The organism is Candidatus Amarolinea aalborgensis (genome assembly GCF_900491745.1).
Taxonomy (GTDB): Bacteria; Chloroflexota; Anaerolineae; order SSC4; family Amarolineaceae; genus Amarolinea; species Amarolinea aalborgensis.
On sequence record NZ_UETR01000005.1, the window covers coordinates 139,141 to 162,783 of the forward strand.

General features: G+C 59.0%; 14 protein-coding genes. 7 read left to right on the forward strand and 7 right to left on the reverse strand.

Translation table 11 applies throughout. The features are described from left to right. The first annotated feature begins 602 nt into the window (after nucleotides 1-602). Nucleotides 603-803, forward strand: a complete 201-nt coding sequence (locus tag ACPQ6D_RS08690) for a hypothetical protein (protein WP_423223923.1) — start codon at nucleotides 603-605, stop codon at nucleotides 801-803. 7 nt (nucleotides 804-810) lie between these two features. On the opposite strand, the gene ACPQ6D_RS08695 is transcribed toward ACPQ6D_RS08690, so the two are convergent. From ACPQ6D_RS08695 to ACPQ6D_RS08715, 5 genes are all read right to left on the reverse strand, one after another. Then, complete coding sequence (locus tag ACPQ6D_RS08695) at nucleotides 811-1,101, reverse strand: hypothetical protein (RefSeq protein WP_423223924.1); 291 nt, start codon at nucleotides 1,099-1,101, stop codon at nucleotides 811-813. Nucleotides 1,102-1,690: 589 nt separating this feature from the next. Continuing rightward, complete coding sequence (locus ACPQ6D_RS08700; RefSeq protein ID WP_423223925.1) at nucleotides 1,691-1,816, reverse strand: hypothetical protein; 126 nt, start codon at nucleotides 1,814-1,816, stop codon at nucleotides 1,691-1,693. Between the two features lie 2,278 nt (nucleotides 1,817-4,094). After that, nucleotides 4,095-8,687 carry an SdrD B-like domain-containing protein gene (locus ACPQ6D_RS08705; RefSeq protein WP_423223926.1) on the reverse strand — a complete coding sequence of 1,531 codons (4,593 nt, stop codon included), beginning with the start codon at nucleotides 8,685-8,687 and terminating at the stop codon, nucleotides 4,095-4,097. A gap of 203 nt (nucleotides 8,688-8,890) precedes the next feature. Beyond that, nucleotides 8,891-9,280 (reverse strand): response regulator transcription factor, encoded by a 390-nt coding sequence (locus tag ACPQ6D_RS08710; protein WP_423223927.1) that lies wholly within the window; start codon nucleotides 9,278-9,280, stop codon nucleotides 8,891-8,893. Nucleotides 9,281-9,610: 330 nt separating this feature from the next. Beyond that, nucleotides 9,611-13,828: a C25 family cysteine peptidase gene (locus ACPQ6D_RS08715; protein WP_423223928.1), complete on the reverse strand. Its 4,218-nt coding sequence runs from the start codon at nucleotides 13,826-13,828 to the stop codon at nucleotides 9,611-9,613. 311 nt (nucleotides 13,829-14,139) lie between these two features. On the opposite strand from ACPQ6D_RS08715, the gene ACPQ6D_RS08720 reads away from it, so the two are divergent. Next, on the forward strand, nucleotides 14,140-14,481 hold the full coding sequence (locus ACPQ6D_RS08720) for an FmdB family zinc ribbon protein (protein WP_423223929.1): 342 nt from the start codon (nucleotides 14,140-14,142) through the stop codon (nucleotides 14,479-14,481). Between the two features lie 111 nt (nucleotides 14,482-14,592). Here the strand turns inward: ACPQ6D_RS08720 and ACPQ6D_RS08725 are convergent, their stop codons facing one another. Next, nucleotides 14,593-14,892: a hypothetical protein gene (locus ACPQ6D_RS08725; RefSeq protein ID WP_423223930.1), complete on the reverse strand. Its 300-nt coding sequence runs from the start codon at nucleotides 14,890-14,892 to the stop codon at nucleotides 14,593-14,595. 146 nt (nucleotides 14,893-15,038) lie between these two features. On the opposite strand from ACPQ6D_RS08725, the gene ACPQ6D_RS08730 reads away from it, so the two are divergent. Further along, the gene (locus ACPQ6D_RS08730; RefSeq protein WP_423223931.1) at nucleotides 15,039-17,144 is read left to right on the forward strand and encodes a hypothetical protein; all 2,106 of its coding nucleotides are present in this window, start codon (nucleotides 15,039-15,041) and stop codon (nucleotides 17,142-17,144) included. Between the two features lie 212 nt (nucleotides 17,145-17,356). Beyond that, nucleotides 17,357-19,750 carry a transglutaminaseTgpA domain-containing protein gene (locus ACPQ6D_RS08735; RefSeq protein ID WP_423223932.1) on the forward strand — a complete coding sequence of 798 codons (2,394 nt, stop codon included), beginning with the start codon at nucleotides 17,357-17,359 and terminating at the stop codon, nucleotides 19,748-19,750. Nucleotides 19,751-19,762: 12 nt separating this feature from the next. Here ACPQ6D_RS08735 and ACPQ6D_RS08740 read toward each other — a convergent pair whose 3' ends face one another. Beyond that, the gene (locus tag ACPQ6D_RS08740; RefSeq protein WP_423223933.1) at nucleotides 19,763-20,422 is read right to left on the reverse strand and encodes an MBL fold metallo-hydrolase; all 660 of its coding nucleotides are present in this window, start codon (nucleotides 20,420-20,422) and stop codon (nucleotides 19,763-19,765) included. Between the two features lie 173 nt (nucleotides 20,423-20,595). Here ACPQ6D_RS08740 and ACPQ6D_RS08745 point away from each other — a divergent pair, with 173 nt between their 5' ends. From ACPQ6D_RS08745 to sufB, 3 genes are read left to right on the forward strand one after another with little or no spacing between them, the layout of a single operon-like run. Continuing rightward, nucleotides 20,596-21,264 carry a helix-turn-helix transcriptional regulator gene (locus ACPQ6D_RS08745; protein ID WP_423223934.1) on the forward strand — a complete coding sequence of 223 codons (669 nt, stop codon included), beginning with the start codon at nucleotides 20,596-20,598 and terminating at the stop codon, nucleotides 21,262-21,264. Between the two features lie 49 nt (nucleotides 21,265-21,313). After that, a complete protein-coding gene (gene sufC, locus ACPQ6D_RS08750; protein WP_423223935.1) occupies nucleotides 21,314-22,162 on the forward strand; it encodes a Fe-S cluster assembly ATPase SufC in 849 nt (282 codons plus the stop codon). A gap of 25 nt (nucleotides 22,163-22,187) precedes the next feature. Next, nucleotides 22,188-23,603: a Fe-S cluster assembly protein SufB gene (gene sufB / locus ACPQ6D_RS08755; protein ID WP_423223936.1), complete on the forward strand. Its 1,416-nt coding sequence runs from the start codon at nucleotides 22,188-22,190 to the stop codon at nucleotides 23,601-23,603. Nucleotides 23,604-23,643 lie beyond the last annotated feature (40 nt).

Sequence of the window (23,643 nt, forward strand, 5' to 3'; positions counted from 1 at the left end):
CATGCGCGCTGTAGCGCTATAGCAGGCGGGAATCATGGCATCGTTAATAGCGTCCGAAGTCCGGTTGCGGACACACTATTATACACATAATACCCTGAAACGTTCAACTCACGGAAGCGATGTCAGAAGCGGCGCGCACCTGCGCGCGCCTTCCATGGGCGGTGGAAGGCGCGGGCCGACAGATGTGGGGACAATGTAGCCAGGGTGAGATTGAGGATGGCTTGTCCTGGCAGAGTAGTGACCAGGCGTCATCGGCGTCGGTAGCGACCAATACCAGTTGAATAATCACGGGTATGGCAGGCCGCTTGGCGGAGCCATTGGCGCCATTGGCCCGTGCGCATCGCTCGTGTTGGTGGTACGGTGAAGCCGCCAGGTGAATGCCAATGACAAACGCCTGCAGGCCGATGACGGGCGATTCATTGAGAATGCCGTCGCCGCTGACATCTGCCCATACAAACCCGCCGTTCGCGGTCGCCGCCGCCACTGTGATGAATTACCGTGGCGCTGTTGTTTTTTATCAGGCGGCGTTCCGTTGAGTCGCCTGTGACCTGCGCCGTGTTGGTAATCACGGTTGGCGGTGTGATAGCGTTGCTGACGGTGGCATGGACGGTGATCGTGCGCTGCTCGCCCGCGGCGGGCTGGCTATGGTCCGTTCAAGATTACTGCCTGCCATAACTGGCGTCCGGCTGGCTGGCGCCAATATCATGTTCGTCAACTGCGAAGGCAGCGTGTCCGTGATGCGCACCGTTGAAACCAATTGGCCAGTATTGCTGATGATCAGCCGTGTAGAAGTCTCCGGCTGACCTGCGGTCACACTCGGCCGGCTACACAGTCTTTACTGGCGTAAAGTCCGCCCGTGGGCACGGCCAGGGTCAATGCGGGATCGCCAAAAGAACGTGGATTATCAACGAAACAACTGAACGTGTTCGAACTGTTGAACGGTTTGAGTTTACCGGCCGTTGGCGGACCTTCTAGAACGCCTTGCTGGAAAATGGCCTCGTAGAAGCCGGTGTACGAAACATTATGTCCGGTATGCGCCAAACCGGTGCAGGAGACCGAGCGCAGCGTCGCGCCGCCCAACGCGTGCGCACGACCGTTCACCCACCGACTTGTAGCCGGGGACGATGTAGTATCCTTCAAGGGCAGGTGTCGGAATCATCCACCCGGCCAGCGGCCAGCGTTCCTCCTTGTCGGCATCCGTCGTACGGAAATATCGCTCGCCGCCCCAGTACCCGGAATGGATGAATGGCCGTTGTAGTTCACAACAGCACGCTGGTGTCTCATTCAGCGGCGCAGTGCGTAATGCGCTGCTGCTGGCGTAGTTGACACGATAGTACATTTTTGCCTGGTAAACGCCGCGGGCAAAATTGAGTTCGCAACCGGGTCGCTGTGCTCAGCGAAATTGCCAGCGCCATCCGCGTCATCGCGACAAAGATGACATTCCGATTCCACGCCCAGTTGGATCCTGGGCCTCGTAGCTGATGGCGCGATCCACCATTCCTGCGCCTCGCCACGGTGTTGACGAAACGGCCCAGAACCATATCAGGCACTCATGTTTGGTTGTCCACGTCCACGTAGCGATTATCAGCCGCAGTTTCGCTGCAGAAGAATCGCTCGCTAAGCGAAAGGCCGGAACAGGCACGATCCCGCAATGCCGGTGAGCCAGCGCTGGTCATGGTCGCGTCGCCCATCAGCAAACAGGCTGCGGTCGTGGATGCCGGATGGCGTACAAGGTCAAGATAACGTCGCCCTGCTGGCTCATCGGGCCGTAGCTGAACTCGTCGTAGATGTCTTGCACATCCGGCAGCCGTGACATGATTGTGGCTGAAAACGATACGTCATACCGTTGAGTTGCCTGTGCCAGAAATCGTGATGCGTAATGACCAGGTAATCTGCACCGTGGTCCAATGCCTTCAGGTGCGAGGAGTGTCCAGAGAATTGAAACTGTCAGGCGTCAGAAGGCGGAATCAGCCATAAGACATCGGCTGTGCAGGACCGCGCGCGTGTCGGTAAACTCAATATAAGAACGCTGCTGCCGGTGACCGCCGCGCGTTGACCAGGCGCACGGGATGGGTCGCCGAGGTCACGTCGAACGCCGACAGCGTGGAAGCTTATTGAAGCCGCCAATGTGTTGTAGGCCAGGACGCCGGCGCCATCGCGTCTGGCGCGCGACGGCTACTCGCGCCTGCGGGGCATCGTAATAGTTCAGTTCAAACCAATCGGTAAACCACAGTCCTGCGTGCCCGCCGATGACCGTTATTGTTGCCGTCAATGTGTTCGTCGCTTGCAGAAGGGCTGATCAAAGCTCAGGGTGGTGTTTACTCAACTCCTCATCCCAGGAGACGTCACCCAGGGAAAACGCCGTTCGGGTAAAATGTCGCAACAGAAGATGATCCGGGAGCGACAAACGGATTGCCCCAGCGCGCCGCATGACCACGTACAGACCGGCCGCATGCGATCCAGCAACCGGGCAGCGAAGTTCGAAACTGAGCGTCTGTAGGACAGGTGTTTGGCGCAGACGAAATTACAAAAGAAGTAGTTTACTGAATACCAGTGATCGCCGCCACTCGGTGCTTGAGGAGCTTGCCATCGTACAGCTCATTGTTCTCGAAATGGGCCGTAGTGGCAAATGATGTAAGGCTCCTCCAGCCAGCGCAACATTGCGCTGAGACATGCATCCCGGTGGCTTCGCCATAGACCAACCAATGAGTGTTGACGTCGGTGTAAGCGTGTGTACTGGCGACCGTAAAAGGTTATAGTCGCCTGGGTCAGAATGCCCATCCGCCTCGCCCACAACATAGATGGCAATTTCAGACCGCCACAAACATCCTGCCACCAGCTTACAGCAGGTTCAAAGGTGCTGACCGGTAAGCCAGCTCTGCAAATCGTTATAAGTCCAGCCGGTAGATGCCTTCACGGGCGACTTGAAGCCTGTAACTGACACCGGTGGCTGGAACCTGAGGAAGAGGAGTAGGCAGAGGTCTGCGCCTAGGCGGCTACCAGAGCAAGATCGCGGCGACCAGGAAGAGCAACATGCAAAGCTAAAGATTGTAGGGATTGTAGGTTTCTGTCTCATTTGTGTAAGCATCTCACACAGCTTTCAAAGCCGTTCGTCATCGTGCGGGAGTTTCGCGGGCACTCACATCTTGCCACACCGATTTTTTGAGTGACATGGGGACGCTCACGAGGCCCTGGCCTACTCACGAAAAACATTGGACATCAACACGACATGAACGAGTGTTTTCAACTGGCAGGTACGCATCAAGTGTAGGATACTTCAACATCCCAGTCAATGTCTTTACCTTACCTTTGGCTTACAGATCGCCGCATCACAGGTAATTCTGCGCCCTGGCGATACGCAGGTCATGAAAACAGAAGCCCTGCGCTTGGAGCAGAGCTGTGTCTGATGCGAAACGATGTCAGCATCGTGTTAGTCCAGCAAAATCTGGCGAACAGTTTCGGCGCTGATTGATTCTACAATGTGCATGATTGCTGATGAGATGCTCGTAAACGCTGCAATGACCAACGATCAAAGGCTAAACCGCTCCTCGCGGGTTTGAGTGGGCCAATGTCATGATCTGTTCACGCTGCGCCTCGGAGGGGAACACTGGCGGCCAGGCGGGTGATTTACCGACACGACCCGCCAAGCCGCGTGTGTTGAACCGATGGATCATTTTGCGCACGTTGATCGGATGGCCAACATCGGTGCTAATATCAGGAACCGTTTTGCTGGCGGCCGATAGCAGAATGATACCGTGCGCTGGCCAATCCAGGGGCGTGTGGCCGCTTCGTCAGTGCCCGGCGCTCGTCTGCTGAGTTCACGCACAGCATGATCCGTACTCGTTGTCCCATCTTACATTCATCCCGGATCTGAGGTCGGCTTCGTTGAATCAGGCGATGCAGATTTGATATATGATTGTATATTAGCCAAAAGCCCATCTCCTCAACTTTGCACTGCGTCGCTATCACATAAAGTCCACAAAAAAAAGCGGGCGCTGACCACCACGGGGCAGCTGCCCGCCTTTTCAGTTGCTAGATGGATACCCGGCATTCTTGCGAACACCGGGTATCAGTCGTCCTCCGCAGCCGACGGGTTAGCGCCGGATCGAAGGGAAGAACATGCGCATGGCGCTGGCCGGCCCCAGCCGCCACGGGCCGAGCATTTCACTGCCTGGCCTTGTTGCCAGCCAGTAGAAATACTCTCTGGTGGGGACGGCTGACCGGTCGGTGAAGGAGTAGACGGCGCCTGCGCCTTGCGCCGGAATCAACGCCTCATTGATGCGTTCGCGTTCGCCATCCACGGTTGACGCTCGATAGAGATCGAAGCCTTCGACGCCATTTTCGCTCATGGTTTCCCATGTCAGCGTTGCAGCGCCGTTCTGCCAGGCGGCGTTGAAGCGATGCAGGTTGATGCCCGTCGGCCCAATGTAGCCGAAGTCCACGGACAAGTCGCATTGTCCCGCGGTCAGCGTGATGACGCGTGGGCTTGAGGTGGTGCGGACGAAATTCGGGCTGATCGAGACCGGCACACTGATTGTATAGGTGCCGGGCAGCAGGTTGCTCACCCGATAGACACCCGCAGGTGTACTGCCGCTAAGGAGCGAGGCCGTGAAGCCGTTTGGCCCTACGACCGTAATCGGTACGCCGACGATACCGGTGGATTCAGCGCAGCTCAACGGGTTGTTCGGATCGGAACAGCCGTCTTGAACGCCATTGCCGTTGGTATCGGTGTAGATGATGTCACCCAGACAGGATGGATTCCAGAAACCAAAGTCAACCGTTGTGTTCGTCTGTCCGGGGGGCAGCGTCAACGGCGCAATATGGGTGGTGGGGTTGCCATCCGAGTCCTTCGTGTCGTCGCCGCCCTGATCCTGCGGGCTGCTGTTCCAGCCGGTGAGCACGCCTGTGCCAGTGAAGTTGTTCGGGCCAATTTCGATACAGTAGTTGCCAGCGGGCAAGTTGGAGAAGGTGTACAAGCCCGTGGGACCGGTTGTCGTAGTCGCCTGCGGCGTCCCGGTGCAGGTCGAATTGGGGTAGAGCCGCACGGTCACATTGCCGACGCCTAGTTCGCCGGCGTCCTGAATGCCGTTGCCGTTGATGTCGTTCCAGACGAAATCGCCAATCTGGCCCGGTTTCCAGAAGCCGAAGTCAATCGTGGGGTTGTTCGCGCCGGCCGCCAGGTTGATCGCCGGGCTGTTATGCGTCACGGGGTCGCCATCAGAGTCCTTGGTGTCGTCGCCGCCCTGATCCTTGGGGCTGCTGTTGAAACCGACCAAAACGCCGGCGCCGGAGAAATTGCCGCCAGCAATCTGAACACAGTAGGTGCCAGGCAGCAGGTTGGCGAACTGATAGAGGCCGCTGGCGCTGGTAGTAGTCGAACTCTGCGCGCCGCCCGTGCAGGCGCCATTGGCGTACAGGTTGACCGTCACATTGGCCAGACCTGGCTCGCCCGCATCCTGGATACCGTTGCCGTTGTAATCATTCCAGACAAAGTCGCCCAGACTGCTTGGGTTCCAGAAGCCAAAGTCAATCGTTGGGTTATTGACGCCCGCGGCCAGGCTAGTCGCCGGCGAGCGGTGCGTCACCGGGTTGCCATCCGAGTCGCGCGTGTCATCGCCGCCTTGATCTTGGGGACTGCTTGCCCAGACGACCAGCACGCCAGCTCCGCTGAAATTGCCAGCGGCAATTTCAACGCAGTACGTGCCAGGCACCAGGTTGCCGAAGGTGTAGACGCCGCTGGCGTTGGTTGTCGTTGTACTTTGGGGCGAGCCTGTGCACGTCCCATTGGCGTACAGGTTGACAGTGACGCCGGGAATGCCAACTTCACCCGCATCCTGAATACCGTTTGCGTTGAGATCGTTCCATACGTAATCGCCCAAGCTGGATGGGTTCCAGAAGCCGAAGTCAACCGTGTTGTTCACGACGCCGGCCGTCACAGTCGTCGGTGGAGAATGGTGAGCCGCGTCGCCATCCGAGTCCTTGGTGTCGTCGCCGCCCTGGTCCTTGGGGCTGTTGTTCCAGCCAACCAATGGCCCGGAGCCGGAGAAGTTGATACCGGCAATCTCGATACAGTAAGTGCCAGGCACCAGATTGCCGAAGCTGTAGGCGCCGCTGCCATTCGTCGTGGTCGAATTGACCGGCGTGCCCGTACAGGAACCGTTGTTGTAAAGATAGACCGTCACATTGCTGACGCCAGGTTCGCTGGCATCCTGGATGCCATTGCCATTTAGGTCATTCCACACAAAGTCGCCCAACGTGGCTGGGTTCCAGAAACCAAAGTCAATGGTAGAATTGTTCGTTCCAGCAGGCAGGTTCGTGGCCGGACTGTTGTGCGTGACAGGGTCGCCATCCGAGTCCTTGGTGTCGTCGCCGCCTTGATCTTTGGGGCTGCTGTTCCAACCCAAGAGAACGCCCGCGCCGCTGAAGTTCGTGCTGTCCACCTGCACGCAGTACGTGCCGGGGATCAGGTTGCTAAAAGTGTAGAGACCGTTGACATTGGTGTTTGTGCTTGCCTGGGCAGTGCCAGTGCAGGCGCCGTTATTGAACAGGTTCACCTTCACATTGCTGACGCCCACCTCGCCGGTATCCTGAATACCATTGGCATTGACATCATTCCAAACGAAGTCGCCCAGGCTGCTGGGATTCCAGAAGCCGAAGTCAACCGTGTTGTCGGTCACGCCTGAAGCCAAGGTCACTGGGGCATTGTGCGTGACAGGGTCGCCGTCCGAGTCCTTGGTATCGTCACCGCCTTGATCCTTGGGACTTGTGTTCCAACCGGTCAAGACGCCGGTGAAGTTACTAGGCGCAATCTGGATACAGTAGCTGCCGGGCAAGAGATCAGTGAACTGGTAGAAGCCGCTGACATTAGTCGTCTGCGTCGCTGAGGGCGAGCCAGTGCAGGTGCTGTTGGGGAACAAGTTCACCAGCACGTTCTGCAGACCAGGTTCGCTGGCATCCTGAATCCCGTTGCCGTTGAGATCATTCCACACAAAGTCGCCGATGCGGCCAGTCACGCGGACGTTGGCTGGATCATTGGCAGTGACATTGGGGATATTAGGCAGCGACGTGCCGGTTGACGTGCTTGGCGTACCGGTGGCCGTACCGGTGTTCAGGGTGTCCGCGTTGAGCACAGCCGTGGTTGACACGAACGTGGAGGTGCTGCCTGGCGCCAAAGGCCCAGGGATCGTGCCGATGATGCCCGGAATCTTGTCGTCGGTGATGACGATATTGACCAGGTACGTGTCGCCGGTATTGGTGACGCGGTAGCAGTACTTGACAGTGGAGCCCGTCGGAACATTCAAGTTGTCAACCCCAGGACAGGCTCCAAATTGCGTCGTCACCGTCTTCTCCAGGGAGACCGAAGGCTTGACGATCGTCACCTGGGTGGTGCTCGTGCTGGGCGGCGGGTTACGGTCGTTCTCATCTTTGGTATCGGAGGTGATGATAAAGGCCGTGTTGAGATTCGGTATCAGGCCGTTCGCCACGGCGGCATCGAAGACGACTGTCACGGTGAACTGCTGGCCGGGGAGCAGGTCCTGATTGAAGCCGTTAGGCGCGGCGGCAGTCAGATCGTTCCAATCAATCGTGCCCGCTGGCTCGCTGAATGAATTGGGCGTCGGCGCGGCGCTGTTGTAATTCAGATGCACCGTGTCGAACGAGTCGCGCAGGTGCACAACCATCAACTTGGTGTTACCTGTGTTGGCGACATTGATGCGGAATGTGGCTTGCCCGCCTTCCAAGACGTAGTTATTGCTCGTGAGCGTCTTGGTCACCTGGACTGTGGGGCAGGCCAACGGGACTTCGACAGCCTGCGCAATCCATTCGAGGGCGGCGCCGTTGGTGTCCTTGGATTCAACCTGCACCGCCAGGTACTTGTGGCCAATGGGGAGGCTGGCGGTGGATGAATAGCTGTCCCAGTAATTGCCCTGGGCGCCGACAAAGGGGTTATTGGCGACCAGGGTCGCGCCATAAATGTCGCCAGGAGGCGCCACGAGGCCAGAGGTGTACCACAACGCTGATTCGTTAGTGGCAGGGTTCAGATTGCCGCCGCCGACGACTGTCTTGAGTTTGACGGTGCGCACAACGGACGCCGTATCGAATGGCCCCACCACGACCGGGATGCTGCCGACGCCGGCCGGCGGGCCGCTGCGCGTCTGCACCATATCCATGCCCGCGTACAGGTAGACGGCCTGGCTGCCCGCGCTGACATCCCTGTAGACCACAACGAGCTGCGCGCCTTCGGTCTTCAGGACGGGCGATGTAAACGCGTTCAAGCCTGCCACCGTGTACGTGTGACTGCCGGCTGCGATGAAACTGGTTACATCGGCGCGGAAAGCCCACGCCCACTTGGCTGTCTGCCAGAAAGCAGGGCCGCCCATGTCAATGGCGACGATTGGATTGATCGCCAATGCATCGCGCTGGAATGTGATATTGGGGTCGCCGCCTGTTGTATCGGTGGAGTCATAGCCTACATAGAACAGATAGGCCTGCACCACGGTGGCAGTCGCAGGGATGGTCAACGACATCGTGCCCGACGTGGCGCCATTGAGGCCAACGCCCGTTGCGGCAACGGCGTAATTCGGATCTGCGCAGGTGCCAACCTGGTATAGCAGATCGAGGGGGGTGTCTGGGTTCCCAGCCAGGGCAATGGGCGCCTTGGGCAGCAAGAAAAGTGTTCCAACGAACATGAGCACGAACAGTGTCCGTACCACCAATTTTGCCGGGCTATCTGGCGCCCGGCGACTGGCTAAAGCCATCACGAGATGCATCATCATTCCTCCTGTTACCAATGTGTTTGCGTGCGGGCCGCAAACCATTCATTCCTTCATTCTTTGAATATCTTACTCTTGATCGAAAACAACTGGGGGAGGACAAACTACCCTATCGTTTCTTAATGGCTGCATAACCTCCCCTGAGAACGGCGCAGAAGAGCCTCAGTCCGCGCCATGACCACGCGCATGCTCCATGGATACGGATGAAGGCCATCGGCGCCCATCTGGTATACACGAACGACATCGGCGCTGGCAAAAGCAGACGTTAGAATTAGTAATGGCCCCCTCCAATGCTGGCGCAGCCATTCACACAGCGCAAACATTTGCGCATCATCGCTGCGCAGCTCAACCACTGTGATCTCGCTCTGAGAAGCCACTTGCAAAATGCGTTCGCGTGAGTGACTCGCAGTCGCGATCTCCACGTGATACCCATGTTCGCGATACGCTTGAGAGAGCAAATCGGACGATAATGGTGGTTCAGTTTGAATGATTAGAACGCGATTGTTCACACCATTACTCCCTCTCCGTAGACCGTGCGATGCAACATCTGTCCGAGCATGAGCTGGGCCGATAACTGAGAGGGACTGCAGAGTCGTGCGCAACGCGTGGTGTGACATGTTCAACCTACACTGCAAGCGGGGATGGACTTCCCTTTTCCACATGAAGGAAAAAGGCGCACTGCGCGTCCGCTTGCCCATTCTGCGTGAATCAGCGCCTGGCGCTCCAAACGAACGCGCGCAGCAAAGGCGGATGTCATAGATACCAAGTGTACGCATGATCGCACTATTCATGCATGAGAAAGTATAACTTGTCAACATGTCTCGTCAAGCGAAATGACCTTACTGTTGGCTTACAGGTGCCATTCCTGGCGTCAAACGGCCCATGGATGGCAAAAAGGTGACAAGCGACGTGGTCACTCGGACGTCATAGCGAAAGCCGCACCAGGGCTCTCCCCGCCCCGTGATTCGGATGAAGTATTTCCCAGTTGTTGTTGCTGTCCAATCAATGCCAGACCAACGGCTTTCTGGCAAGAAGTCATCATTCTTCGCCAGTTCGTTTCCCAGGCTATCGTACAAACCCATGATGGTGTCTCCATTTTCGGAGAGATTATAGGTTCGCAAATAGTAAGTGATGCCAGACGCGGCGTTGAACCGAATCCAATCGGCATCCCCTGCGCGATGGCAGGTGTGGTTCAACTGCACACCTGGCGCTAACAGCACGCTGGCCTGCTGCATGGTTCCATCTGGCTCATACGCATCTATGACGTTCACCAGCAGTGCGGCGCTGGCGCGGTTATTGGCAGGATTGCTGTCCAACCAGGTGGTGCTCAGGCTGGCAGCGCCGGCAAGGAGGCTCTGGCTCACCGTCAAATTCGGGTCAACAACCGCGCTGATGATGACCTGCCCGCCGCTGTTCATGGGCAAGTCCGGCAAGCGCCAGGCAAATGGCGAACCAGGCGCCGGCGTCAGCGCCGGACCGACAAACGTGACCGTGGGCGCCAACAAGCCGCTCGGCAGCGGGAAAGTGAGGAGGCCCTGAACCGCCAGGCCAGGGCCCTGATTGCCGTAGCTGATCGTAAAGGTCACGCGGTCGCCTGGTACGATCATGCCTGTCGGCGCGGCCGCCAGGCTGACGGCCAAGTCGGCTGGCGCCACGGGAAGGATGTAGGATTGGCCGTTATTGGTCTGTGAACGCTCGCGCCAACTGGTTTGCAGACGGCCTCCGAAGGTCAGCGGCAGATCGTTTGGCGTCACCGCCAGGCTGAGCCGTGCGCTGACCTGGATCGAGCCGGACGCGCCAGGCGCCAGCGTGCCAAGCTGCCACCGATGGGGCGTGTTGGGGTCTGGGGTGATGGGAACCGACGCTTGAATCGCCACATTTTCCAGGCGACTCGGCAGATCGAGATGCAAATACGTGTTGGGGGCAGCGGCTGGCCCTGCATTGGTGAACTGCATGGTGTAGGTCACCATGCTGCCTTGCACCAGCGGTGAGGCAGGCAGCACCTGATCGCTCACCTGCAAATCGGTGTCAATCAAAGCCACATTCATCGCCGGGTCGCCAAACAAGAGGAATGTATCAAGCAAATCGAGAAAACGAGGATCGCCCCCATAAAGGTTCACCTTGCCGGCCGTGGTGGCGTCGCCCAGGTTCGGGTTGCCATTGATGAAGACCGAGGTGTAGAAACCGCGTTCGAGGTAATCATGTCCGTGCGCCACGCCTAACCCAGTGGGCGACCAGCTCGCCACCGCGCCGCGTCCGTTGACGCGCACCACGGCCTCGCCCAAGGAAGGGAAGCGCGGATCTTGATAATAGCCGTCATAGCAGGTCATGGGGAGCATGATCGGCGTGCGTTCAGCGTTGTTCAACAAAGGCACCTGGGTCGTGCTGAAAAGAATCTCAGCCGCCCACCAGGGAATGGATGAATGTCCAACGTAGCTGATGATGAGCGCGCCTTGGTTATAAGCATTGACGATTGCCTGGCGCGTCGGCAAAGGCGAGGTGTAGGGCGGCTGCCCGTAATAGATCTTGTTCACCACGTAGGGGGGGCGCACCAGCACATCGGCCACCGCATTGGAAAGTTCCCAGAAATTGCCCGCACTATCGGGATTGTCAGAGATAAAAAGATGGCGCATGGTCCAGTCGCCGTTGATCGGCATCGTTTCATACGCCACGATCTTGCCCACCATGGCATTGATCTCGTCATAGGTATTCACAGGCAGGCGTCCGATCGCCATGTCCGGGAGGGCGTCATCGCCGACAACTGTGACCAGCCGGTTATCCGTGGCGGTTTCACCCACATAAGGATCAACCATTTTCAGATAAGGGGGAATGAAGTTGGGCACATTGCCGCCATAGAAATTCTTGAAATCGTAATGACCATCCCCCACAAGCAGAACAAAACGCGGCGCTGGCGATTGCCAATGGTAGAAGGCGTAAGCGAGGAAGTCGTGGAGGGCCTCGGCATCGAACACGCCGCCGCTAAACTCGTCATAGACATCCTGCACATTGACGAGCGCAACCCGCAAACCCTGGCTCTGGCGCAAGTTGACCAGGGGCGTCAGCGCATCCAAGAAGTTCGCGTGGCTGATCACAATCAGGTCTGCCTGGTTGCTCGTGGAGGCAAGGCTGGACGGCGCATCCGCGCTGACCGAGCGCGGGGCCGCAGCCAGTAGGCGGTTGATCGCAAGGTAGCGCGCCGACCGTCCACCGTCGCTGAAGCGCAGATCGGCCGTATTCCCAACCGGATCCAACGCATAGTCCGTCAAGCGCACTGGCGCAAGCGGGTTGCTCAGATCGAGCAGGATCAGGTTGCTGCCGCTGAATCCGCGCACCTGGTAGAGGGGCTGCGCGCCAGAAAACATGAACTGATCATCGAGGGCGTTGCCAGCCTGCCAGTAGCTAACCTCGTACCATTGAACATAGCCCGACTCCTGCGCCAGTCCAGTATCGGTGACGGAATTTAGTTGAAATACGTTGTTGCCTGTCTGCAGCAGGCTTTGATTGAAGACGTAGGTTTGATCGAAGGGACTCATGCCATCAAAATAGGCATGTCCAATGACGACGCCGTTGACCAAAAAGCGCAGATGATGGTCGGGGTTGATGAAATAGTCGCTGCTTTGACCATACAACACCGGACGCAGGGTGGCGGTCAGCACGCCGCTGACATCGGGGAGCAATCCAGGCAGCGTGACCGTGATGGTGTGCGTGGGCACTTCGCCGCGCCGTCCGGTTGACCAGCTTGTCCAGTACCAATGATCCGCGCCTTCTTCACGCGGCAGATCACTCAGGTAAAAATGCGATTCGCGAAAGCGCAGCATTTGCCGAAACGACGATGTCGGCGCGCCGGCCTGCGGCGCCGCGGCGCGCGTCGTCATGCGCAGGCCTGGCGCAGACCCTCGCGTCAGCCAATACACATTGACATCGGTATAGTGCGACCGCATTTGTTCGCCGTAGAAAAGGATGCGATCGGTGGCGTCGAATCGGCCGTCGCTCTCGCCTTCGACCAGGATCGCCACTTCCTGCTGATCACGCCACAAACGAAAACGCCGCGGGTCGGTTGCGTCTACAGGCATGCCCGCATCGCGCAGCGTATCATAATCGAGCGCAACCAGGCCGTCATGGTCCACTTCGATACGCCAGCGCTCGCCTGTGTCCGCCGGGCGGCTGATGTTGGCCGCGGCAGGCCGGGCGTCCAGCGGAATCTGAGCCGGCGACAGGCGCCAGGCCTTGCCTTGCTCATAGTTCAACACCTGGCTGCGCAAGATAGACTCGTAGGGCGATACCGAAGCGGCGTCGGTCGCCATGACCGGCTGTCCAATGAAGTCTACTCGAACCTGCAGATGACGTACGATGCGCAGCGTGCGCTGTGCAAGATTGACCTGGAATGGGTGCAGCGACACACTGACGACGCGTTGGTCACGCAGGTAACCGTCGCTGTCCACACTGACAAGACCATCCGGCAGCCAGGCATTGCGCTGCGCAACCTGATCGTCGAGCACGTACGAGTCATCGAGGCCGGCTGGCCGGCCGGTGAAACTCTCGTCGGACGGCGGCAGCGCTGGGCGCGCCGACGTATGGGGAACCGGCGCCAGCAAGCCATTCAGCCCGACAGTCTCCTCATCTGAACGCAGGACCGTGACCTGGATGGTCGCTCCAGCCAGCGCCGCCAACAGGACGCGGCGCACCGGAATCTCCGGCGCTCCAGGGTCGCCCATCGGCGTGGTATCCGGGGCGGTGAGGCGCAGAAAGTCGGCGCCATCGAGCGTCACCGGCGCCATCTGGTAGGCGTTCGTGCTGAGATCGAGAATCAGCCCCGTGGCCCCGGTCGTCATCTGCAAGGAGTTGCCGCCGGCGTCGGCCGCAGGCAAGGTCGTCGTGGGCGCGTTGGCGGGCGACAAGGCAGCCGCAGTCGGGCGAAAGAGAAACACAAGGAGTAGGCTGGCCGCTAACACGCCTGTGACGCCCAAGCTGGAAGCAAACCTGGCAATGATCGTTCTGGCCCGCTGGTCGCGCTTGACCGGCAGTCGGCGCATGGGCAATCCAAATTGTGTGCGCATGATCAAACCTTTCTTGATGGCGTCGGGGTGAACGGCCATCGTGCAATACTGTGATCCATTGGGCTGCAATACGGGCGCGTTCATTAACCACCCAACAACCACCCAACAACCACCCAACTCCTGTACGGCAAGACGTTCATGCTCGATGAAGGAGACGACCCGCTTGCTGACAAATCCTGTCAGGGCCAAGACCAATTTAGCGGGGCATTTGTCAAAGGGTTGAGCTTCGTGTATAATGACGCCCGTTTGTGACCTATTGGTACATGATGATAGCCAAACATAAATACTGGAATGAAGATGCGGAGTAGTCTATGCCACTGTATGAGTACGAATGTCGCAACTGCGGAATTCGCTTCGAGCGTCAGCAGCGCATGGTTGATGCTGCGCTAACGCTGTGCCCCGAATGTGGCGAAGATGCGCTGTTTCGGGTCATTCAACCGGTAGGCATCATCTTCAAAGGCTCAGGCTTTTATGTCACAGATAATCGGGGCAAGAGCAGCACCGGCCCATCAACAGCAAAAAACGACGCCGCCAAAGAGACCAGCAAAGAAGCCGCCGCTGACGCCAAGAGCGACGCAAGCCAGGCCACTCATTCAAAGCCGGACAGCGGCCCAGCGCCCTCGACTCCAGCGCCGCAGCCGGCTCCTGGTTGAGTTGTTTGTGCGCGTTGGCGCACGCTTTCCATTAAAACTAGCACCGAATTACAAGCCCCATGGCGTCGGCCATGGGGCTTGTAGTACGTATTCAGGGCGGCGACAACCGCTTTACAGTTGAAAGCGCCCACTGGCTTCGACGACCTTCTGCTGATAGTTGGTCACATAGTTGAGCAATTTGCTGTGCAGACGCTGCCAATCCTGGCTGTTCAGAATATGCTGCATCGTATCCAGGTCGTCGGTGACGCCGCCGGTCAGGATTTGCGGCCCTTTGCCGTAGATGGTATACCAGGCCTCCGTCGGTTGAATACCGAGGCGCATCAGCCCAGGGGCAAACTCCCGCACGATGAACTCAAAATACGGCTGCTCGCGCCCCATCTTGATATCCCAACTCATTAGCAGCTTAATCATATTTGTTCACCCATCTCTCACGTTGGCTCGGCAGCCGCATCAACCCAGGAACCATGCCGATTTCTCAACGTTTACCTGAACGTAGATCAAACGTCTACCCACAGCAAACTCTCATCCAGCCATCGGTGCGGGAGCGAAAGCGTGCCATGATAAATGATAGCATACCAGATTCCAGGGCTTTAGGCAAGTTCCCTTTTTTGCACCGGCTGAACACGCTCGCCGCCGCCCGGCGCGCGCGACTCGCAGTGGGCAGTCTGCTGAACGTTGCGCTGCTTATCGTCCTGCTGTGGCCGTCGCATGTCATGGCCGCGCGGCGACCGCAAACAGCCGCGCCGGTAGACACTCTCTCGGCCAATGCCACGGTGACGATTAGCCCGCGCACTAGCACCCGCATCCGTCTCGATGCGATGCGCGTCGATGTCGTCATCGCGCAGGATGACCAGGGCGCTTGGGCCGATATTACCACCTGGCTGCGCTTTCAGAATCCCCTCACGCGCACGCTCACCCTCGATGCGGTGGTGCAACGCGCAGATGGCACGCCGCCGCTCAAATCTCTGCAGCTGACGGTGGCCGATGTAAGCCAGCCGTTGACAGCCGATGGGGACTTCCGCTGGCGCTGGGCGACTCCGCTTGCCGGGCAGACGCGGCTTGAGGCCGTGCTGACCTATCGGGTTGCGCTTGGCCAGGGCGCAGCCGGCCGCCTGCGCTACGAGACGGTGCGCGCGTGGGGCAGCATCGGAAGCGCACGCCTCACCGTGCGCTTCCCAGACAAGCCAGATGCCGATCAACTGCTGTTTGTGCGCCCAAGCGGTTATGTCAATACGGACGCGGTCTTCACCTGGAGTTATGACAACGTCCCAGAGATCGCGCCGCTTGACCTGGCCTTTCTGACCACGCCCGTCTGGCGCCAACTGCGGCAAGCGCAGAAGGACGCGGCCGCGTCTGGAGCGACAGATGCCGCGCTGGCGCTTGGGCGTTTGTATGCCCGGCTGGCGCGCATTGAATCGCCGCAGAAAGCCTTCTTCGTGCACTACTACCCGCAAGCCATTGCGACGCTGGATCGCGCCTGGCAGGATGCGCCTGAACGCAGCGAAACCGCGCTGCTCTTGGCCGACCTCTATCAACAACAGGCTGACCGGGCCGCGACAGAGGACGAACAGGCGGCCTATCGTGCGTTGGCGGCGGAGTTCTTGGCCGCGGCGCGACTCAAAGGCCCTCCCAATGCCGACCGCGACGCCGAATTGGCTGCGCTCTATCTTCAGTTAGCTGAGCGCGCGCAGCGCGGCGACGCGTGGACGTTGTGCGCCCAGTATTTGGACGCGCTCGACCAACTGCCCGCACCGGCGCGGGACGGACTGCCTGCCGATCGTGTGCTTGGCCTGCGCCAGTTTGTGGCGCTTGAACAGGCCATGCAGAAGATGCATGATGGCGACCTGGCCGCGGCGCGCGCCATCGTGGAGCAGATTTGGGGCGCAGCGGCGCTGACCGCGCCCGGCGCCAGGCGCGCCACCTTCAACGCCCAGGTGGCTGATGTGGCGCTGGAACGCGGGCGCCAGTTCATCACCATGACACTGCCGCTGCGCCCCGCGCCTGAGACGGACGCGTTCGAGATGACACATGCCGCCCTTGCCAAACTCAACGCAGAATCAGGCGTCACCGCGCGCATCACTGCCGCCAGCCCTGCGCCGATTTTACAAATGGTCATAGAATTCAGCCCGGATAGTGAATGGCAGGCGCGGCGCGACCAGCTGGCCGCCCAAGTCGCCGCCAACGCGGACCTGGCGTTGCTCCATGCCTTGCTGGCGTCGCCCACACCGGTCATGCAAGAGACCGAGTCCTTTTTCTGGCGCACGCGCCAGCTCAGCGAAACGGTTGACTTACCGCAAGCACAGCGCGTATGGCTAGAACAAGCCGCGCGCTACCATCAGGCCATCAGCGCCCTGGCGCCCGAGCCAACAGGCAACGACGTCCTCACCTCGACGCTTTCCCTGGCGACCATTCAGCGCAGTCTCTGGGAAGAAGAGGCCGCCGCCTGGGAAGCCCTGGCGCACGCCAGCGAAGTGCGCTATCGGCTGACCATGGACAGCGCCCAGCAGCCGGCCATTTCGCAGACTGCGGTCGGCCGGCCGGATCAGCCGCTGCACATCAGCCTGAGCGTGCGTGACTATCGCGTGGAAACCGTGCTGGGAGCGGCGGCTGGCGTCATCCTGCTGACCCTGCTGGCGGCGTGGGCGTGGTGGCGCGCAGGTTAGATGAGAAAAAGATGAAGAAGTGATTAGACTTTCGGCGCGACGACCGAGACCGTAGGGCATCGTACTTACGATTAGTAAGGCCTGGCGGTAGACTATGAGGCGAGCAGGTGCGAACTGCGCCTTTTCCTGAGGCGGACAGGCGAGGCCCATTCCCGTTTGCCGCACCCATGACGAGTGAAGCGAAGCCAGTCAACCGCAACGAGAGAACACAAATGCAAGCACCAGCAAATTTGACTTTACGCCCATCGCCCGAAGCCTCCATCCTGGACGAGAACCAACGAACGGCAATTCATGTCAGCGGGGGATGGGTGGCCTTTGTGCTTTTGACCATCATGGTTCTCAGTCTGGCCTGGGCAGTCGCCGCGGCCGGCTGGGCCGCTGGCTTGTCTATTTTGCAGTGGGCGGCGCTGGGCGGCGTCCTGGCCGGCGCTGGCTTGGCGCTGACGCGTTGGCCGGGCGCATTTGGCCGCCTCTACGCCCTCATTGTGGGCACGGCGTGGGTCATCGTTCTCACATCGTCGCTCATCATCTCCGACCTGACCATGTTCGAAAAAGTGCAGTACATCTGGCATCAGCTCTACCTCTGGACAGAGGGCGCGCTGTCCGGTAAACCAATTGCCAACAACCTGGTGTTCGTACTACAGGTGGCCTTTCTCAGTTGGTGGCTTGGCTACCTGGCAGCGTGGGCCATTTTTCGCCAGGGCCGCGTATGGCGAGCGGTCATTCCCGTGGGTCTGGCGATGCTGGTCAACGGCTATTACGGCCCCAGCCATTTGCGCACCTATCTGCTCATCTTCCTCGTCAGCGCGCTCCTCTTGATTGTGCGCGCCAATCTGACGCGCCAGGAGGAGGAATGGCAGGAGACGGGCATTCGCTACGCCAGTGACATTGGCGTGGATTTTCTGCGCGATGGCGCCATCTTTACGGTGCTGGTCATTCTGATGGCGTGGGTGACGCCAACCGCGGCCGCCGGCGGGCAGTTAAGTCCGCTGATGAGACCCCTGGAGCGGCCGTGGGAAACGGTGCGCCAGGAATGGGGGCGCCTGTTTAGTTCACTGAACTACCAGCCCAGTTCACTCGCCAGCGCCTTTGGCCGCAGCATGACGCTTTCCGGTCCGCGCACCCTGGGCAACAACGTGGTGATGGACATCAAAGCGCCCAATGGCAACTACTGGCGCGGCGTCACCTTCGATACGTACAATGGCCGTCAGTGGATCAACAATGATGCGGATGCCATCGCCATCGGCAAGGATGAGCCGATCACGGCGCCGACATACAGTGCACGCCGCGTGATCACGCAGACCGTGACCACCTACCTGCGCGGGGAATCGGTCCTCTTTGCCGCGCCGCAGCCGATTGGCGCGGAAGTGGCAGGCAGCGCGGATGTAACTTACATCCCAAACCAACAGGCCGGCGGGCAGCCAGCGAGCGCTGGCCGTCAGCCGACAAACGAGGCGCAGCCCGTGGACATCTCGCGTATGCGCAGCCGCCAGCAGTTCAAAGAGGGAAGTTCCTATCAGGTGGTTTCAGCCATTAGCACAGCCGATGAGCGTTCACTGCGCCAGGCCGGCGTGCTCTACCCGGCCTACGTAAGCCAGCGTTATTTGCAGTTACCGGAAGACCTGTCGCCGCGCATCAAGGCGCTGGCGGCCGAGCTGACGGCCAACGCGGCCAACCCATACGACAAGGCCGTGATTCTGGAGCAGTTCCTGCGCACCGAGATCAAATACAATGAAAAAATCGCGGCGCCGCCGGCTGACGTGGATCCGATTGACTACGTGCTGTTCGTGACAAAAGAAGGCTACTGCGATTACTACGCCTCGGCGATGACGGTGATGGCGCGCAGCCTCGGCATACCGGCGCGTTTCGTCGCTGGTTACTCGCAGGGCGACTACGAGGCAGAGACGGGCGTTTACCGGGTGCGCGAAGCGAATGCACATTCCTGGGTGGAAGTCTACTTCCCCAACTACGGTTGGATCGAATTCGAGCCAACTGCGGCCCAGCCGAGCATCGTGCGTCCAGCGCAGCCATCCACGCCCACCGATGCAGAAAAGGCGGCGGAAGAGGCTGCACAGAAAGACGCGCGGGATCTGCGCTCAGAAGAAAACAAGTTTGGCGAGGGTGAGGATGTGCCAGGCGGCGACCTGCCGGCTGGGCAGACGCTTGCCAGTCTACCGATCGCTGGTCAGATTGGCGTGGGGATCGCGCTCTTAGCCGTGATGGCCGCGGCCATCGTGCTCCTATCCCGCCGTGCACGCACGCGCCAGCCGGCTGTCCTGCCGCCAGATATGACGCTGCGCATCTACGAACGGCTCGACCGTTGGGCGACACGCGTCGGGCTGGGCCGTCGCGTCTCACAAACGCCGTATGAGCATACGGGTATGCTGATCGAAGCCCTGCCGGAAGGCGCAGCGCCCATTCGCCGCATCACCGATCTCTATGTACAAGAGTGCTTCAGCCCGGTCGCCGTCACCGCGCGCGATCTGCAAGCGCTGTTCGCCGATTGGCAGTCGCTGCAGCCCATTCTGCGCCGCTATTGGAGCGACTACCAGAGCAAGCTGCCGCTGCAGAAGCGCGTCCCCAGCCTGCGCCGTCGCAACCGATAGGTTGGTCGCAGCTCAGGTTTGCTTGCACTCCAAGAGGATCACCTGGGTTTCCTCCGGTAAGTCGGCCGCAGTGATCTTGAGCATTTCCTGCACCGGGGGTTCGGGAAGGCCCATGGCCTTGAGGAATTTCTCCACCGGATCCAGTTTTCCGGTATAGAGCGGCGTCTGGTAGTGCATCGGGATCACAATGCTCGGCTCCAGCAGGCTGATGACTTCGGCCGCGCGCGCGGCGTCGAGCGCGGCGCCTCCACCCACGGGCACCAGCAAAACATCCACTTTTGGCATGGCTTCCACCTGGGCCTGCGTTGGAATCTGCCCCAGGTCGCCCAGGTGACAAACCGTCAGTTTGTCGAATTCAAAAACAAAAATCGTATTGTGCTCGGGCAGCGACGGTTGGTCGTTCTTCTCCTGCTTGGCGGCCGCGTGCAGCGTGGAGACGCCGGTGATAAAAATCCCGCCAATCTCATACTCGCCAGGTCCCGTCAGAACCATTGGCTCCCCTTTGATAGCTTGTTGACTGTTGTGCCCAGGCGCATCGTGACTGACCGTCACGACGTCGGCGCGCAAACGCGGCAATGTGTAACCGATTGATTTGTCATACGGATCGGTCACGATCGTTGTCTGTCGCTCGCGCAGGCGAAAACAAGAATGACCGTACCAGGTGATTTCCATGTGCGTGAGTCCTCCTCATCAGCAATCAACCGCTATTATACCCGAAGATGGGTCAAAAGAAAAAACGTTCTAGATGGAATCTAGTAATTTTAACAGATAGATTTGACAAAATTGTCTAAAGAGGTTACAATCGGGCTGTGAGCAGAGCAACGCCATACGAAAGGAGCCAATAGATGGCCTTACTGCGAGCCTTACAAGACAGCCCAGCCGGCCATATCGTCGAGATTTTGCAGCGGAATGGCCCGTTGAGTATCAAGGAAATCGAAGAACGAGTCGGCGTGACCAAGACAGCCGTGCGCCAACAGTTGACCAGTTTGATGGCCGACGGTATGGTGGCGACGCGTCTGGTGCGCGAAGGTGTGGGGCGTCCCCATTACGTCTATCTCCTGACCGATAAGGCGCGCGAGGTCTTCGCTGACTACTGCGACGAACTGGTGATGTCGCTCTATGAGGAGTTGCTGGCCGAAGTCGGCCCCGCGCAGGTTGCCGTGCTGCTCAATCGCGTGGGCAGCCGCCTGGCGACGAAGTATGATCAGCCATTGCGCGGCAGCCGCCTGGGCGAGCGCGTGCGGTCGTTGGCCTCCGCCCTGGACGACAAGGGCATCCTGACCGATCTGCACTCGACGAGCAGCGGCTTCATTTTGAAATCGTACAACTGTCCGTATCATGAGCTGGCGCAGGAGCACCGTGAGATCTGCCAAATGGAGCAGACGATGATGTCCGAAGTGCTGGCGGCGAATGTCGAACTCACACAGTGTATGATGGACGGCCACCGCGGCTGCGAATTCACGGTGTTGCCCAGGTCGTCCGCGATTCAACTTGATACGCAGATTGCGAACTGAACGAAACAAGAAACGTAACGAATCAAAGAAAGGGGCTTTTTTGCCACATATGACGTCCGAATTAGTCATCAAAGATTTGCATGTAACCGTCAAAGACAAGGAAATTCTCAAGGGTGTCAACTTGACAGTGCGTCAGGGCGAGACGCATGCCCTGATGGGCCCGAATGGTTCCGGTAAGAGCACCCTGGCCTATGCCATCATGGGCCATCCGCATTACGTGGTCACCGAGGGAGACATTTTGCTGGATGGCGTGAGTGTGCTGGAGATGGAGCCTGACGAACGCGCCAAGGCTGGGCTTTTCCTCGCTTTTCAGTATCCCACGGCCATTCCAGGTGTGAGCCTGGCCAATTTCCTGCGCACCGCCGTGAGCAACGTACGTGGTCACACCGCGAAGGCCAAGGCCGAAGCCGCGGCCAACAACGGCAACGGCCATGCCAAACCCATCGGCTCAGAACTGATGCCGATGAAAGAATTCCGCAAGGACATGCGCGAGAAAATGGCGTTGTTGGGGATTGAGTCTTCTTTCGCCAATCGCTATCTCAACGATGGTTTCTCGGGCGGCGAGAAGAAGCGCGTGGAAATTCTGCAGATGGCAATGCTTAGCCCCAAAATTGCCGTCCTTGACGAGACCGACTCTGGCCTTGACATTGACGCGCTGCGCACCGTCGCCGAAGGCGTCAGCAAACTGATTGGCCCCAACATGGGCGCGCTGGTGATCACCCACTACCAACGCTTGCTGAACTACATCAAACCGGAATTCGTGCATGTGTTCTTCAACGGCCGCATTGTGCTCTCAGGCGGGCCCGAGCTGGCTTTGGACCTGGAGTCGCGTGGCTATGACTGGGTGCGCGAGCGCTTCGGCGAAGATATCGCCGCGTACCTGACGCATCACGACTAATTCTAATCAGAGAGAGGTTTTACCGATGGCAACTGAATCCGATCGCGCGATACTCGATGACGTTAAGCAGGAGTATCAGTACGGTTTCTCCGATCCTGAGAAATACGCCTTCAAGTCCGGTCGCGGCCTGAACCATGCGTTAATTGACACTATCTCGGACTTCAAGAATGAGCCAGACTGGATGCGCCAATTCCGACATCAGTCGCTGGACATCTTCTTGTCCAAACCGATGCCTAACTGGGGTGCGGATCTGAGCGGGATTGATTTCGACAACATTTTCTACTACGTGCGCCCCTCCGAAAAGCAAGGCAAGAGTTGGGCTGATGTGCCATCCGACATCAGGAACACGTTCGACCGTCTCGGTATTCCAGAGGCCGAGCGTAATTTCCTGGCTGGCGTAGGCGCGCAGTATGAATCGGAAGTCGTTTACCATTCGCTGCGCGACGAGTGGCAGAAGCTGGGCGTTATCTTCTTGGATACGGACAGCGCCCTGCGTGAGCATGAGGACATCTTCAGGGAGTATTTCGGCACCATCATTCCGCCTTCTGATAACAAGTTCGCCGCGCTCAACAGCGCGGTCTGGTCAGGCGGCTCATACGTCTATGTGCCGAAGGGCGTCACGCTGGACATTCCGCTGCAAGCCTACTTCCGCATCAACGCCCAGAACATGGGCCAGTTCGAGCGCACGCTGATCATCGTAGAAGAAGGCGCCAATGTGCACTATGTGGAAGGCTGCACAGCCCCAATCTACTCCAGCGACAGCCTGCACAGCGCGGTCGTCGAAATTATCGTCAAAAAGGGCGGCCGCTGCCGCTACACGACGATCCAAAACTGGTCGAACAATGTCTACAACCTGGTGACCAAGCGCGCCATGGCGCACGAAGATGCGCGCATGGAGTGGATTGATGGCAATCTTGGCTCCAAGGTGACGATGAAGTACCCGGCGGTCTACATGGTTGGGCCGCGGGCGCATGGCGAAATCCTCTCGATTGCCTTTGCGGGCAAAGGCCAACACCAGGACGCGGGCGGCAAGGTGGTGCACGGCGCGCCTGACACGACCAGTCGTATTATCTCGAAATCCATCAGCAAGAACGGCGGCCGCGCGTCGTATCGCGGTCTGTTGAAGGTGGCCAAGGGCGCAGTTCGTTCCAAGTCCAACGTCGTGTGCGATGCGCTGTTGTTGGACGAAGAGTCTCGTTCGGACACCTATCCTTACATTGAGATTGACGAAGACGATGTGCAGGTGGGCCACGAGGCCTCGGTGAGCAAAATTGGCGAAGAACAGCTCTTCTACCTGATGAGCCGCGGGCTGAGCCAAGACGAAGCTTCGGCCATGATCGTGGCGGGCTTCATCGAGCCGATGGTCAAAGAACTGCCGATGGAATACGCGGTCGAAATGAACCGCCTCATCCAATTGCAGATGGAAGGCTCGATCGGCTAGCGCGCTCGCGCCAACGACCACGTGGTGCGGTCCATGGCTG

What these genes read in the sequence shown, in the direction of transcription:
- ACPQ6D_RS08690 (WP_423223923.1), top strand. Translation starts at nt 603, where the DNA reads ATGGACGGTGATCGTGCGCTGCTCGCCCGCGGCGGGCTGGCTATGGTC.
- ACPQ6D_RS08715 (WP_423223928.1), bottom strand. Translation starts at nt 13,828, where the DNA reads ATGCGCACACAATTTGGATTGCCCATGCGCCGACTGCCGGTCAAGCGC.
- ACPQ6D_RS08740 (WP_423223933.1), bottom strand. Translation starts at nt 20,422, where the DNA reads ATGGAAATCACCTGGTACGGTCATTCTTGTTTTCGCCTGCGCGAGCGA.
- ACPQ6D_RS08700 (WP_423223925.1), bottom strand. Translation starts at nt 1,816, where the DNA reads ATGTCACGGCTGCCGGATGTGCAAGACATCTACGACGAGTTCAGCTAC.
- ACPQ6D_RS08725 (WP_423223930.1), bottom strand. Translation starts at nt 14,892, where the DNA reads ATGATTAAGCTGCTAATGAGTTGGGATATCAAGATGGGGCGCGAGCAG.
- sufB (WP_423223936.1), top strand. Translation starts at nt 22,188, where the DNA reads ATGGCAACTGAATCCGATCGCGCGATACTCGATGACGTTAAGCAGGAG.
- ACPQ6D_RS08730 (WP_423223931.1), top strand. Translation starts at nt 15,039, where the DNA reads ATGATAAATGATAGCATACCAGATTCCAGGGCTTTAGGCAAGTTCCCT.
- ACPQ6D_RS08745 (WP_423223934.1), top strand. Translation starts at nt 20,596, where the DNA reads ATGGCCTTACTGCGAGCCTTACAAGACAGCCCAGCCGGCCATATCGTC.
- ACPQ6D_RS08720 (WP_423223929.1), top strand. Translation starts at nt 14,140, where the DNA reads ATGCCACTGTATGAGTACGAATGTCGCAACTGCGGAATTCGCTTCGAG.
- sufC (WP_423223935.1), top strand. Translation starts at nt 21,314, where the DNA reads ATGACGTCCGAATTAGTCATCAAAGATTTGCATGTAACCGTCAAAGAC.
- ACPQ6D_RS08705 (WP_423223926.1), bottom strand. Translation starts at nt 8,687, where the DNA reads ATGTTCGTTGGAACACTTTTCTTGCTGCCCAAGGCGCCCATTGCCCTG.
- ACPQ6D_RS08735 (WP_423223932.1), top strand. Translation starts at nt 17,357, where the DNA reads ATGCAAGCACCAGCAAATTTGACTTTACGCCCATCGCCCGAAGCCTCC.